The sequence below is a fragment of the Arcticibacter sp. genome, assembly GCF_045629565.1.
Lineage (GTDB): Bacteria > Bacteroidota > Bacteroidia > Sphingobacteriales > Sphingobacteriaceae > Arcticibacter.
Genome location: NZ_JAZQRL010000101.1, coordinates 50,810 through 62,828, shown reverse-complemented (window position 1 = coordinate 62,828; position 12,019 = coordinate 50,810). Strand labels below are relative to the sequence as shown.

The following is a 12,019-nucleotide window of genomic DNA, read 5'->3' as shown; positions in this document are numbered from 1 at the left end:
GCTTATTATATTAAAAATTAAACGGCTATTCCAGTTCTATCTAGAATGGCAGGTCGTCATCCTGTGCCGACGAATTGAAGTCAGCCGGCGGAGCGTATTCCGGAGTACTTGCCTCTGGAGCCGCACCGCTCAGGGTGTTAATTCTCCAGACAACCAATGTATTAAAGTAAGCGGTTTTCCCGTTTCTGTCAGTCCATGGGCGACCGCGAAGATTGAAAAATACCTCCACCTGATCTCCCGGCTTAACACTGTCGAACAAGTTTACCTTGTCTTGTAGTGCTTCGAATTTAATGTATTCGGGGTATGAAGGATTCTCTGCATATTCTATCACTAGTTCTCTCTTCTTGAATGTTTCCGTTACATTCATTATAGGAGAAATCTCATGTACTTTTCCCTTGATATCCATACTGTCTGTTCTTTTAAAATCTTAATCAAAACTGGCAAATTTAATTGATTAACTTCGCACATATTTTATGCAAGTTTTCAACACTAACAGCAGGATCATCGTTACCTGCAATAACAGACTTAGTCCCTATCTTGTCGATGAGGTTGAGGCTCTGGGATTTGACATTAAGCGCAAATTCAATACAGGGCTGGAGCTCGAAGGTACGGTTAACGACTGTATCACGCTCAATCTTAACCTGCGGACGGCGAGTCAGGTTCTTTATTCGATAAAAAGTTTCGACGCACCGAGTCCTAAAGAATTATACGATGGCTTGGTAGAGATTCCATGGGAGGAGATAATTGACTTCGCCGGATATTTCTCCATCACATCCAATGTGGATAATGAACACATCCGCACGCCACTGTTTGCCAATGTAAAGGTGAAGGATGCTATCGTGGACCGGATCCGATCAAAGAAAAATGTAAGGCCTAATACAGGTCCTTCCATAGATAAGACGGTTGTTCACCTCTACTGGAAAGAAAACGTTGCGGAGATCTTCCTTGATACATCAGGAGAAGTTCTTTCCAAGCATGGTTACCGTAAATTGCCCGGAAAAGCACCCATGCTCGAAGCACTCGCTGCTTCAACCATACTGGCAAGTAAGTGGGATATGAAATCGCCTTTTGTAAATCCAATGTGCGGTTCTGGAACCCTGGCTATTGAAGCGGCATTAATTGCGACAGACAGGAGGCCGGGCTTATTTCGTATGAATTATGGTTTCATGCATATCCTGGGGTATGATGAGCAGGTGTTCTTTGCGGAGCGCCGGAAGCTCAAGGACAGAATTCTGAAGCAACAGGACGTCCAGATCATCGCCAGCGATATTTCAGAAGAAGCAATAGAAATTGCACGTCAAAATGCCCGCACTGCCGGTGTTGATCAGCTGATAGACTTCCAGGTGTGCGACTTTGAAGAAACAGAAATGCCCGAAGGCGCGGGAGTTGTTATGTTCAATCCTGAATATGGTGAACGCCTTGGGGTACATACTCAGCTGGAAATCACCTATAAGCGCATCGGCGATTTTCTTAAGCAGAAATGCAAAGGTTATTTTGGCTATGTGTTTACCGGCAATCCGGATCTTGCCAAGAAAATCGGTCTTCGTGCCGCTAGAAGGATCGAGTTCTACAACGGCAGACTTGATTGCCGTTTGTTCGAATATGAACTGTACGATGGTTCGAAGCGCGAACCCCTGGAACGTAAAGCCTAAACGTTATATAGGTTTACCCGGGAATTCTGTTAAAGTCCAAAAGGGGTGTATCATTAATCAATGATCACCTCTTTTTTTTGTCCCTTGAAATGGGTCACTGATTGATAGCAATATCCGGAATAATGAAGGTAAACGTCCCTTGTCTTCATAGGGACATCGACTATATGCAGGCGACAATAGCCGCTGTTACTCCCGTGATGAGTCCGACCTGGTGACTGTAAAGTCGGACTCATCACGGCTTTATCACTGGATAATATCCCCTTCATATCAAGGCGTTCTAAGCGAAGTCCCTTACCTTGCGCCATACAAATGCTGTTAACATCCTTTTTCATGATACAGCCCCATATGGGTTCGCGTTTATGGAAACTTAGCTTTTAAATTTTTCGATCAAAGCCTCCAGGCTGATCTTCTCCTGGGTTCCAGCCTGCATGTCTTTAAGTGTGAGTTGGCCCGTTTGCATTTCATCACTTCCAATTAATGCAACAAAGGGAATGTTCTTTCCATCAGCATAAGATAGCTGTTTCTTTAGCTTTGTTGCTGCTGGGTACAGCTCTGCAGCAATATGGTGCTCTCTCAAAGCTTGTATGATCGGCAAAGCGTAGGTCTCTGCATCAGCGTCAAAATTGGTGATCAGTAGTTTAGTCGTTTCTGAAGCACTCTCTGGAAAGAGATTCAACTCTTCCAGGACATCGTAAATCCGGTCAGCACCAAAAGATATGCCGGCACCAGTAAGGCCTTTTAATCCGAACATCCCCGTAAGGTCATCATATCTTCCTCCTCCTCCGATGCTTCCCATGGCCACTTCATTGGTTTTTACTTCGAAGATTGCACCTGTATAATAATTGAGGCCGCGGGCAAGTGTGATATCCAACTCCAGAAATGCAGACATTTCTTCTGCGGATAGTTGGGTTAATCCTCCCAGATAGCTAAGGATCGACTCAATTTCGTTGATTCCTTTCAACCCTGTATCCGATGATGACAGAACAGCTTTCAGTTGCTCAAGCTTTTGAAGCGTGCTGCCTTCCAACAAAATAACAGGTTTAAGTTTCTCTATATCGCCGGAGGTAAAGCCTCGTCCGATCAGTTCTTTCGTTACTCCATCAATTCCGATTTTATCCAGCTTGTCAATGGCAACGGTCATATCCACAATCAGCTCCGGCTTTCCTATAATTTCGGCTATTCCTGAAAGGATCTTCCGGTTGTTGATTTTAATGGTGAAGTCCTTCAAGCCAAGCAAGGAAAGGGCTTCTTTGTAGATCAGGACAAACTCGGCTTCGTTAAGCAGGCTTTCAGATCCTACAACATCTGCGTCGCACTGATAAAATTCCCTGTATCTTCCTTTTTGCGGACGGTCAGCGCGCCATACTGGCTGTATCTGGAACCTTTTGAATGGAAATGAGATTTCATTCTGGTGCATGACCACATATCTGGCAAAGGGTACAGTGAGGTCGTACCGCAACGCTTTTTCCGATATAATAGGTAAGAGCGATTTGGAACTATAATCGAAGTCGGGAGTTTTCTGTTTCTTCTTATCCGCATCACCCCAGAAATCGCCACTGTTCAAAATCTTGAAAATCAGCTTATCTCCTTCTTCCCCATATTTCCCGGTCAGTGTACTCAGGTTCTCCATGGAAGGAGTTTGTATTTCCTGATAACCATATTTCCGGAAAACGGTACTGATGGTATTGAATATGTAGTTACGTTTCACCATTTCTGATGGTGAGAAGTCGCGTGTGCCTTTTGGAACAGACGGTTTAATGTTCGCCATGGCGGCAAAAATACAAATTGCTGGCTTAATTTGCTCATGGTGAGACCATGATCGGGTATGTTATTATCCTTGCAGCCTGGTGATGACTGCAAGGGTGGGGGTTATGGGGGTCAGTTTCCGAAAATTTCGTCCAGGAGACCGGCCAGTCTGATGCCCCCTTTTATCAACTGCTGGTTAGTGGTGTCGATCCAGTCATAATTATAGCGGTAACTGTAGTCGGTGCTTTCTTCAGCGGCTTTATATAACTCTTCGCTTTTTTGGTAAGATTCGTAGATCCACATCGTCAGATCATCCCTCTGCCATTTTTTAATCTCTTGTCTATCAGCGGAGTTAACTGCGTTTGTATACTCGGTGTAGCTCAGCTGCTGATATTCTATGATATTGGAATCCCAGATACTGTGCAGATTATCTGGTCGGTTGAACCATTTTACCTTGATATCATTTCCTCCTTTGTCGGCGGCCCTGCCACAATGCATAGGCTGGTGGATATCACCCACCAGGTGGATCAGAATGCGAAGGTAGAGTTGTTTTTCTTCCATTGGAAGGTCTTTCTTTTTTAGCTCTGCTGTTACAAAGCGAATTTTGTTGAAAGCGTTTGCGGTGGTATCCTGTTCAAGAGCAACTTTAGCCTGTTCAAGATTGAGACCTTCGGGTAGGTTCACGAAGTGCCAGTTGTTCATATATCGGTAGTGCGGATTCGATTTGATAAAATCCATCCAGGTGCTGCTCATGGCTATACTCTCGTGGCCCAGTATCTTTTTAATCTTCTTTCTGGTTTTGGAGCTGATGTGATTTTCGGCAACCTCACCAACGATGCGATGACCTAAAAGTCCCCAGGCATTTGACTGCGCAGGGAGATACAAAATAAACGCTGATAGTAGCGCTATTTTAAAAAGTGTTTTCATTATTACAGTGGTTGTGGATTACAGGTGATTTTTTCTTTCAGTATCAGCGACATCGGTAAATGCTGATGGATGTTCACCAGTTCGATTTTTTCGGCATCGGTCTTTCGGATCAAAAATTTAGGATTGTACACGCCTGTACGGTAGCATCCTGCTAGCTTTTGCTTGAAATTAGCATGCGTAAAGGCACCGACCATGTAAAGAGTATCTTCTCTGATTACATAATTCCCCTTTGCGTATTCTTTCCAATGACCGCCCTTGAAACAACTGTCGGCATAATAGTTCACTTTTGAAAAGCTCTCAATGTTGACGTAGAATGAGTCGCAAGTGAATTTAAAGGTGTGCTTTACGTTCAGCAGCAGGCTGTCTTTGAAGGGCAAAGGAGCTTCCTCCCAAACGCCTTGGAATGCCGGTGAGCCGCTTTTCTGGATGTTTGGATTGAACCTGCATGCAGAAAAGAGAAATAAAATAAGAAATAATGAAGCGGAAGCCGGAGATCTGTATGTCATAGAATAAAAATTCCCTCTCCTTAAGGGAGAGGGATTTAACGGAGAACTATTTAAGGCCCCCAATCATGTCTTCAGGGCGTACCCAGTTGTCGAATTGTTCTTCAGTAAGCAAACCAAGCTCCAGAGCAACTTCACGGAGCGATTTGTTTTCTTTGTGCGCCTTTTTTGCAATCTTCGCTGCGTTCTCGTAACCAATATGCGGGTTTAATGCAGTTACAAGCATCAGAGAATTGTTAACATGCTTTTTAATGCCGTCATAGTTCGGCTCGATTCCAACGGCGCAGTGATCGTTGAAAGAAACACAGGCGTCGCCTAACAGTCGTGCACTCTGTAGAAAGTTAGCGGCTATTACAGGCTTAAACACATTAAGCTCATAGTGGCCGTTTGAACCTCCAATTGATATTGTCACGTCATTTCCCATCACTTGCGCAGCAACCATGGTTAGTGCTTCACTTTGTGTAGGGTTAACTTTTCCGGGCATAATAGAAGATCCCGGCTCGTTTTCCGGAATGAATATTTCGCCGATACCTGAACGAGGGCCTGAGGCCATCATACGAATATCGTTTGCGATTTTCATTAATGCTACGGCGAGCTGCTTCAATGCACCATGGCTTTCCACCATTGCGTCATGAGCGGCCAGGGCTTCAAACTTGTTTTCAGCTGTTATAAAGGGCAAGCCTGTAAACTGAGCGATATACGCTGCGACTTTTACATCGTAACCCTTAGGGGTGTTGATACCAGTACCTACAGCTGTTCCGCCGAGGGCTAACTCAGAAAGGTGAGACAGGGTGTTTTTTATTGCTTTAAGGCAATGATCCAGTTGAGACACATAGCCTGAAAACTCCTGACCAAGTGTTAGTGGAGTGGCATCCATGAGGTGGGTACGGCCTATTTTCACAACATCTCTAAAGGCCTCTGACTTTAGCTTTAGGGTGTCTCTTAATTTTTCAACGCCGGGAATGGTGGTATGCAACACCATTTTATATGCCGCAATGTGCATGGCAGTAGGATAGGTGTCATTTGAGGATTGAGATTTGTTAACATCATCATTCGGATGAATAAAAGTTTTACCACTGCCCAGTGTATTACCCTGAAGGACATGTGCGCGGTTGGCCACAACCTCATTTACGTTCATGTTCGATTGGGTGCCTGATCCGGTTTGCCAGATAACCAACGGAAATTCGCTGTAATGGTCACCGTTCAATATCTCATCACATACTTGGGCAATCAAATCACGCTTTTCTTCTGGAAGTATTCCGCAGTCTGTATTGGTATAGGCTGCTGCTTTCTTCAAGTACGCAAACGCATCAATTACCTCTTTAGGCATAGATGCTTCCGGTCCTATTTTGAAGTTATTTCGCGAGCGCTCCGTTTGGGCTCCCCAGTATTTGTCAGCGGGGACCTGCACTTCGCCCATAGTGTCATGTTCTATTCTGAAATTCATGATTTTAAGTTTGGTCAGCAAATTTAATTTTTTTATCCTTTATAATCAGAGGGAAAAGCGTTTTAGACATGGATTCGGCGTTGGTTATTGTAATAATTTTCTGATTTTCGTGGCTGATTAACAGCTATCTTCATTCCTTTATGACACGGATCTGCCTCTTTATCGTATTTATTTTTTGTACTTCCTTTTCGTTTACATCCTGTTCATCCGAGAGTAAAACCACCGAACGTACTGCTGAAGACGACAAGTCGGATAGCCTCATGCTGGTTTATGATCCCGCAAAAGGCGATAAACAGATTGATGAATTTATGCATAACCTGCACAAAAAGAGGGGGTTCAATGGGAATGTGCTCGTGGCAAAAAAAGGAAAGATTATTTATCAGAAAGCCATTGGTTGGGCTGACTATCTTCACCGCGACAGTTTGCATATCCATTCGAAATTTGAGTTAGCATCGGTTACCAAACCCATGACGGCTACTGCAGTGCTGATGCTTGCCGAGCAGGGAAAGCTGAAGCTCGATCAGACGGTAAAGGACTTTTTTCCGGATTTTCCATATGAGGGAATTACTGTAAGGATGTTGTTATCTCATCGTTCGGGGATGATGAACTACGTGTATTTTGTAGACGGCGTCTTCAAAAAGGAGAAACGAAGTGAGCGGAACGGGATCAGCAATATGGATGTGATGAAGTTGATCGCTGAGCGGAAGCCTTCCCCATATACGCGGCCGGACGTCAAGTTCCATTATAATAACTCCAATTATATGGTTCTCGCCGCCATCGTTGAAAAAGTATCGGGAGTGCCTTTCTCTCAGTTTATGAGCGAGAACGTTTTTAAGCCTGCCGGAATGCATAACACTGCTGTATACTCCAAGGCAGAATACGAAAAGATTCCTGTTGATGTAGTAGGACATGATCGTACATGGCGGTATTCAGTAGTACAAAATTTTCTTGACGGACCGGTCGGCGACAAGGGGATTTACAGTACCGTGCAGGACCTGTTTATTTTTGACCAGGCGCTCCGGAAAGGTAAGCTGTTGGGCAAGGCATGGCAGGACTCCGCCTATACGGGTCATAATGATATCGCCAGAGGTCATTTCAATTACGGTTATGGCTGGAGAACTTTTGAAGGTAAGAACGACAAGGTGGTTTACCACACCGGCTGGTGGCATGGATTCAGGCATATCTACCTTCGTGATCTGAAATCAGATGTGACAATTGTATTGTTGAGTAACCTGACTAACGGCAGCCTTCTACAATTAGACGAGTTATATAAAATGGTCGGTATGCCGGTTGTGCGCAAGTCCGCTTACTCAGGGAACGGCGATTCTACCGATGAATGATCAATTTAATTGTAGTTTGATCGTTCCTTTTTGTATGTTTAAAAAGTAGACTAAGTTCTCCATATTCAAATGATATATATAGAGATGGTTCTTGTTTTAGTTAATAATCTATGAGAAAGGTTTTTATCATTGATGATGACGTAATTCATCAGAGAATTGCTCAGATAATGATTGAAAAACATCATACATATGATTCCATCTCGAGCTATACGGAAGCTGGAAAGGCACTGGCTTTTCTGCAAGAGAACCTGCAGAATGTAGCGGAACTTCCGGATGTCATCCTGCTGGATCTAAATATGCCGGTGATAGATGGATGGGATTTTCTGGAAGTTTTTAAAAGCTTTGAATCAGATTTGGCCAAAGCGATCAACATCTATATCGTCAGTTCTTCGGTAGATGAAAACGATAAAGCACGCGCCGCAACGTACAGCCCTGTTAAAGGTTTTGTTTCTAAGCCGTTATCGCCGGCAATCCTCAAGGAACTTGATTAAACTATTGCTTCCTATCTTTGTATTAATAAAATAAACAAACGGATATGTTCGACAAATTAATGCAGGTGCAGCAGCAGGCTGAAGAGATTAAGAAGAGGTTAGACTCTATAACTGTGAAAGGTGAGGCAGAAGGCGGAAAGATCAGTGTTACTTCCACCGGGAATAAAAACATCACGTCTATTCAGATAGATGATGAGTTTTTTAAGTCTGCAGACCGGGAAGAACTGGAAGAATTAATAGCTGTGGCCGTTAACAAAGCGCTGGTTCAGGCGGAGAATGTTCATCAAACGGAAATGCAGGCGCTTAGCAGCAATATGCTGGGTGGCCTCGGGAATCTTTTCAACGGATAAACTTAGGTTATGAAACTGACATATTACGGACAGTCGTGCTTCCTTCTGGAGACACAGGGTTTTAATGTATTGTTTGATCCTTTCATCAGCCCCAACGAGCTTGCCCAACATATTGATATAGATTCGATTCCTGCGGATTTTATTCTGGTTTCCCACGGTCATGAAGACCATACAGCAGATCTTGTTCAGATCGCAAAAAGAACAAATGCTGTTGTGGTTTGCGCATTCGAAATTTCGGCCTGGTTGGAAAAGAAAGGTATAACCAATTGTCACCCGATGAATCTGGGCGGACAGTGGAACTTCGATTTCGGTAACCTGAAAATGGTTTTTGCTGCTCATTCGAGCTCTCTTCCTGATGGAACTTATGGAGGAACGGCTGCAGGCTTTATCATCAAAACATCCGGAAAGACGCTATATTATTCAGGAGACACTGCTCTGACCCAGGAAATGAAGCTTACGGGGGAGTTGTTTAAACCGGATATTGCATTCTTACCCATTGGGGACAATTTTACCATGGGGATCGACGATGCGATCATTGCCGCCCGCTATATTGACTGCACTCAAATCATAGGGATGCATTATGATACATTCGGGTACATCAAGATCGACAAGGATGATGCCGTGGAAAGGTTCAAGGCAGCCGGAAACGATCTGCGGCTGATTGATATTGGAGCTGCTATTGAGCTATAATAAAGACAAAAAAAGAGCGGTATTATATTAGTACCGCTCTTTTTCGTTAAAGCATTTTTAAATCACTGTGCCATTAGGAATAACAGCTGATTTCTTTATCACCACTATTCCGTCTCTCACGGTGTATTTTTCGTAATCACCGTCTTCGAGATGCGGGCCTCCGTTAATACGTACGTCATTTCCTATCCGACAGTTTTTGTCGAGTATGGCATTGTTAATGAAACACCTTTCGCCAACGCCCATTATAGGGGTGCCGCTTTGGCGTGCTTCTTCGAGTTGGTCAAGTGTCTGATAATAGTCGGATCCCATGATGTAAGTACATTCAATTGTAGATCCTTTGCCGATTCGTGTTCTGATTCCAATTACTGAACGCTCAATGCGGCTGGCATCAATGATGCAACCATCAGATATGACAGTCTTTTCAAGGGTTGTTCCCATAATCTTAGAAGGCGGGAGCATGCGTGCCCTGGAAAAGATGCTTTTCTTGTCAAAGAGGTTAAACTGCGGAATATCGTCTGTCAGGCCGATATTCGCTTCAAAGAATGAAGGGATGGTACCAATATCTGTCCAGTAGCCGTCATATTGGTAAGCTACTACCTTTTTCTTGTTTATAGCCTCCGGAATGATTTCTTTTCCAAAATCAGTATGAGGGTCATTTGTAAGGGTATCGAAAATAATATCCTTGTTGAAGATGTAAATACCCATAGAAGCCTGGAAAATCCTTCCCTGAGCTTTCATGTCTTCGCCAACTTCTGAAGTCCAGTCTTCCAGACCAGTCTTAGGTTTTTCGGTAAACGAGGTGATATTAAAGTTCTCATCGGTCTTCATGATGCCAAACGAAGAAGCGTCTTTTGCCGTTACGGGGATCGTAGCGACAGAAATATCAGCTTTTAAGGCAGCATGTTTTTCGATCATATCGTTAAAATCCATTTGATATAGTTGATCACCGGATAGGATCAGCACATATTCAAATTCAAATGGAGCGATATGGTGCAGGCACTGTCTTACAGCATCTGCGGTTCCCTGATACCATCCGGAGTTGTTGGGAGTCTGTTCGGCAGCAAGTATATCTACGAAACCATTGCTGAACACATTAAAGTGGTAGGTGTTTTTAATGTGCTTGTTCAATGAAGCTGAGTTAAATTGCGTCAGGACGAAGATCCGATCGATCCCTGAGTTAAAACAGTTGGAGATGGGAATATCAACCAGTCGGTATTTTCCTGCAATGGGAACCGCCGGTTTTGATCGGGTGGCAGTAAGGGGGTGAAGCCGGGTTCCCTGCCCGCCTCCCAGGATAACTGCAATAACTTTGGACATAATATATTATTTAAGGCTGTTATATAGATCAATATATTGGCTTGCCGAGCGATTCCACGAAAAATCAAGCAACATCATTCTCTTACGTAACAATCGAACGTTGCTCGTGTTTGCATATAAATCTACTGCACGTGCAATTGACGCTACTATGGATTCGACATCCATTTCCGGAAAACAAATTCCGTAACCTTCAGGCTCTGCAGCATCTATAACAGAATCTTTAAGTCCTCCAGTGCTTCGCACAATGGGAATCGTTCCGTATTTCATTGCGTAAAGTTGATTAAGTCCGCAAGGCTCTACTCTCGAAGGCATTAGAAGGAAGTCTGAACCTGAGTAAATACGGTGTGACAGCGCCTCATCGTATCCTATATAAACATTGTAGTCCTTCTTATACGTTTCTTTTAATTGGGCCAACTTTTCTTCAATAGCGGGGTCTCCAGAACCGAGAACGAGGATGCTTGCTTTGCTTTTCGCTGCAGAAAGTATTTGCGCTATGGCATCAGGAAGGAGGTCAGCGCCTTTCTCGTCTACCAGTCTGCCGATAAAAGCGATGAGTGGTTTGGACAGTGTAAAGCCAAATTCTTTACAAAGTGCGCGTTTATTTTCTTGCTTTCCCTTGGTTACGTTATCAAGACCATAGTTAAATGTTATAAGAGGATCGGTAGCGGGGTTCCATACGTCGGTATCAATTCCATTTAAAATTCCGGATCCTTTCTTCTGTTCCTGAACAAACAGTGTTTCCAATCCTTTTGAATTTTCCATCAGTTCTGCAAGATAGCTTGGTGATACTGTTGTGAACTTCCAGCAGGACTTAACCGCTGCTGCGAGAGGGTTTATAGCGCCTCCCCAGTCCAGTAATCCTCTGGTCCATGGATCTGTCTCCGGAAGGTAATGGAACTTGTCCCATCCGAACCAGCCCTGGTACTGACCATTATGAATAGTCAAGACGGTAGGGATAGTAGATAAAAAGCGGTACTTAAATGCATGCGACATCAGGTAGGGGACAAGGGCAGTGTGATGGTCATGGCAATGGATGATGTCCGGGTTGTCTTTAAATTTTAGCAGCCACTCCAGAAAAGCAAGCTGGAATGCAATGAACTGTTCCGTTTCATCCGGGTAAGAGTAGATTTCTGATCTGTCCAGTAATCCGGGTATCCGGATCATGTGCAGGTGAAAGCCCAGTCTGTCGGTTGTTTCTTTCAATACCTGAAAAGGGAGGTCTCTGTCGCCCATTCGGAAGACAGATTCGTAGACCACTTCGAATTCATTTTCGCGAGCAAATTTCCTGTCGTAATAAGGGGTAACTACTATAGCAGTTACTCCGAGTTCCTGCTGGTATTTAGGGAGGGCACCTACCACATCTCCGAGTCCTCCTACTTTAGCTAAGGGGTAGCATTCTGCACTTAAATGTATTACAACCATGATTTAGTCAGTATAAGGTTTAATATCTTCATTTGATACGAATAACCTACAAAAGGTCCGAAGGTTTAGCGTATTTGCTTTTATATAATCAAAAAAGTTGACGACTTAAATGTATCAATTATTTAATTTCTCAG

General features: G+C 43.7%; 13 protein-coding genes. 5 read left to right on the top strand and 8 right to left on the bottom strand.

Annotation, left to right across the window (positions count from 1 at the left end; translation table 11 throughout):
• Positions 1 to 40: 40 nt before the first annotated feature.
• Positions 41 to 406 carry a DUF3127 domain-containing protein gene (locus ACKI5J_RS13275; RefSeq protein ID WP_407429965.1) on the bottom strand — a complete coding sequence of 122 codons (366 nt, stop codon included), beginning with the start codon at positions 404 to 406 and terminating at the stop codon, positions 41 to 43.
• A gap of 67 nt (positions 407 to 473) precedes the next feature.
• On the opposite strand from ACKI5J_RS13275, the gene ACKI5J_RS13270 reads away from it, so the two are divergent.
• On the top strand, positions 474 to 1,652 hold the full coding sequence (locus ACKI5J_RS13270; protein WP_407429964.1) for a class I SAM-dependent RNA methyltransferase: 1,179 nt from the start codon (positions 474 to 476) through the stop codon (positions 1,650 to 1,652).
• Between the two features lie 53 nt (positions 1,653 to 1,705).
• Here ACKI5J_RS13270 and ACKI5J_RS13265 read toward each other — a convergent pair whose 3' ends face one another.
• The 5 genes from ACKI5J_RS13265 to fumC form a co-directional block, all read right to left on the bottom strand.
• Positions 1,706 to 1,984, bottom strand: coding sequence for a hypothetical protein (locus tag ACKI5J_RS13265; protein WP_407429963.1), 279 nt, complete (start codon positions 1,982 to 1,984; stop codon positions 1,706 to 1,708).
• Between the two features lie 35 nt (positions 1,985 to 2,019).
• A complete protein-coding gene (hisS, locus tag ACKI5J_RS13260; protein ID WP_407429962.1) occupies positions 2,020 to 3,420 on the bottom strand; it encodes a histidine--tRNA ligase in 1,401 nt (466 codons plus the stop codon).
• A 110-nt stretch (positions 3,421 to 3,530) separates the two neighbouring features.
• Positions 3,531 to 4,325 (bottom strand): S1/P1 nuclease, encoded by a 795-nt coding sequence (locus ACKI5J_RS13255; RefSeq protein ID WP_407429961.1) that lies wholly within the window; start codon positions 4,323 to 4,325, stop codon positions 3,531 to 3,533.
• Positions 4,326 to 4,327: 2 nt separating this feature from the next.
• Complete coding sequence (locus ACKI5J_RS13250; protein WP_407429960.1) at positions 4,328 to 4,831, bottom strand: fumarate hydratase; 504 nt, start codon at positions 4,829 to 4,831, stop codon at positions 4,328 to 4,330.
• Positions 4,832 to 4,877: 46 nt separating this feature from the next.
• Positions 4,878 to 6,275: a class II fumarate hydratase gene (gene fumC, locus ACKI5J_RS13245; protein WP_407429959.1), complete on the bottom strand. Its 1,398-nt coding sequence runs from the start codon at positions 6,273 to 6,275 to the stop codon at positions 4,878 to 4,880.
• 140 nt (positions 6,276 to 6,415) lie between these two features.
• Between fumC and ACKI5J_RS13240 the strand changes: the two genes are divergently transcribed.
• The 4 genes from ACKI5J_RS13240 to ACKI5J_RS13225 all read left to right on the top strand — a co-directional run bounded on the left by ACKI5J_RS13240 (position 6,416) and on the right by ACKI5J_RS13225 (position 9,146).
• A complete protein-coding gene (locus ACKI5J_RS13240; RefSeq protein WP_407429958.1) occupies positions 6,416 to 7,615 on the top strand; it encodes a serine hydrolase domain-containing protein in 1,200 nt (399 codons plus the stop codon).
• A gap of 110 nt (positions 7,616 to 7,725) precedes the next feature.
• Positions 7,726 to 8,106, top strand: coding sequence for a response regulator (locus tag ACKI5J_RS13235; RefSeq protein WP_407429957.1), 381 nt, complete (start codon positions 7,726 to 7,728; stop codon positions 8,104 to 8,106).
• Positions 8,107 to 8,150: 44 nt separating this feature from the next.
• A complete protein-coding gene (locus ACKI5J_RS13230; RefSeq protein WP_407429956.1) occupies positions 8,151 to 8,456 on the top strand; it encodes a YbaB/EbfC family nucleoid-associated protein in 306 nt (101 codons plus the stop codon).
• A gap of 9 nt (positions 8,457 to 8,465) precedes the next feature.
• On the top strand, positions 8,466 to 9,146 hold the full coding sequence (locus ACKI5J_RS13225; protein WP_407429955.1) for a metal-dependent hydrolase: 681 nt from the start codon (positions 8,466 to 8,468) through the stop codon (positions 9,144 to 9,146).
• A gap of 57 nt (positions 9,147 to 9,203) precedes the next feature.
• Here ACKI5J_RS13225 and ACKI5J_RS13220 read toward each other — a convergent pair whose 3' ends face one another.
• On the bottom strand, positions 9,204 to 10,466 hold the full coding sequence (locus ACKI5J_RS13220; protein ID WP_407430038.1) for a glucose-1-phosphate adenylyltransferase: 1,263 nt from the start codon (positions 10,464 to 10,466) through the stop codon (positions 9,204 to 9,206).
• 3 nt (positions 10,467 to 10,469) lie between these two features.
• A complete protein-coding gene (locus ACKI5J_RS13215) occupies positions 10,470 to 11,885 on the bottom strand; it encodes a glycogen synthase (protein WP_407429954.1) in 1,416 nt (471 codons plus the stop codon).
• Positions 11,886 to 12,019: the final 134 nt, after the last annotated feature.

What these genes read in the sequence shown, in the direction of transcription:
- hisS (WP_407429962.1), bottom strand. Translation starts at nt 3,420, where the DNA reads ATGGCGAACATTAAACCGTCTGTTCCAAAAGGCACACGCGACTTCTCA.
- ACKI5J_RS13265 (WP_407429963.1), bottom strand. Translation starts at nt 1,984, where the DNA reads ATGAAAAAGGATGTTAACAGCATTTGTATGGCGCAAGGTAAGGGACTT.
- ACKI5J_RS13235 (WP_407429957.1), top strand. Translation starts at nt 7,726, where the DNA reads ATGAGAAAGGTTTTTATCATTGATGATGACGTAATTCATCAGAGAATT.
- ACKI5J_RS13255 (WP_407429961.1), bottom strand. Translation starts at nt 4,325, where the DNA reads ATGAAAACACTTTTTAAAATAGCGCTACTATCAGCGTTTATTTTGTAT.
- ACKI5J_RS13230 (WP_407429956.1), top strand. Translation starts at nt 8,151, where the DNA reads ATGTTCGACAAATTAATGCAGGTGCAGCAGCAGGCTGAAGAGATTAAG.
- ACKI5J_RS13270 (WP_407429964.1), top strand. Translation starts at nt 474, where the DNA reads ATGCAAGTTTTCAACACTAACAGCAGGATCATCGTTACCTGCAATAAC.
- ACKI5J_RS13215 (WP_407429954.1), bottom strand. Translation starts at nt 11,885, where the DNA reads ATGGTTGTAATACATTTAAGTGCAGAATGCTACCCCTTAGCTAAAGTA.
- ACKI5J_RS13275 (WP_407429965.1), bottom strand. Translation starts at nt 406, where the DNA reads ATGGATATCAAGGGAAAAGTACATGAGATTTCTCCTATAATGAATGTA.
- ACKI5J_RS13250 (WP_407429960.1), bottom strand. Translation starts at nt 4,831, where the DNA reads ATGACATACAGATCTCCGGCTTCCGCTTCATTATTTCTTATTTTATTT.
- fumC (WP_407429959.1), bottom strand. Translation starts at nt 6,275, where the DNA reads ATGAATTTCAGAATAGAACATGACACTATGGGCGAAGTGCAGGTCCCC.
- ACKI5J_RS13240 (WP_407429958.1), top strand. Translation starts at nt 6,416, where the DNA reads ATGACACGGATCTGCCTCTTTATCGTATTTATTTTTTGTACTTCCTTT.
- ACKI5J_RS13225 (WP_407429955.1), top strand. Translation starts at nt 8,466, where the DNA reads ATGAAACTGACATATTACGGACAGTCGTGCTTCCTTCTGGAGACACAG.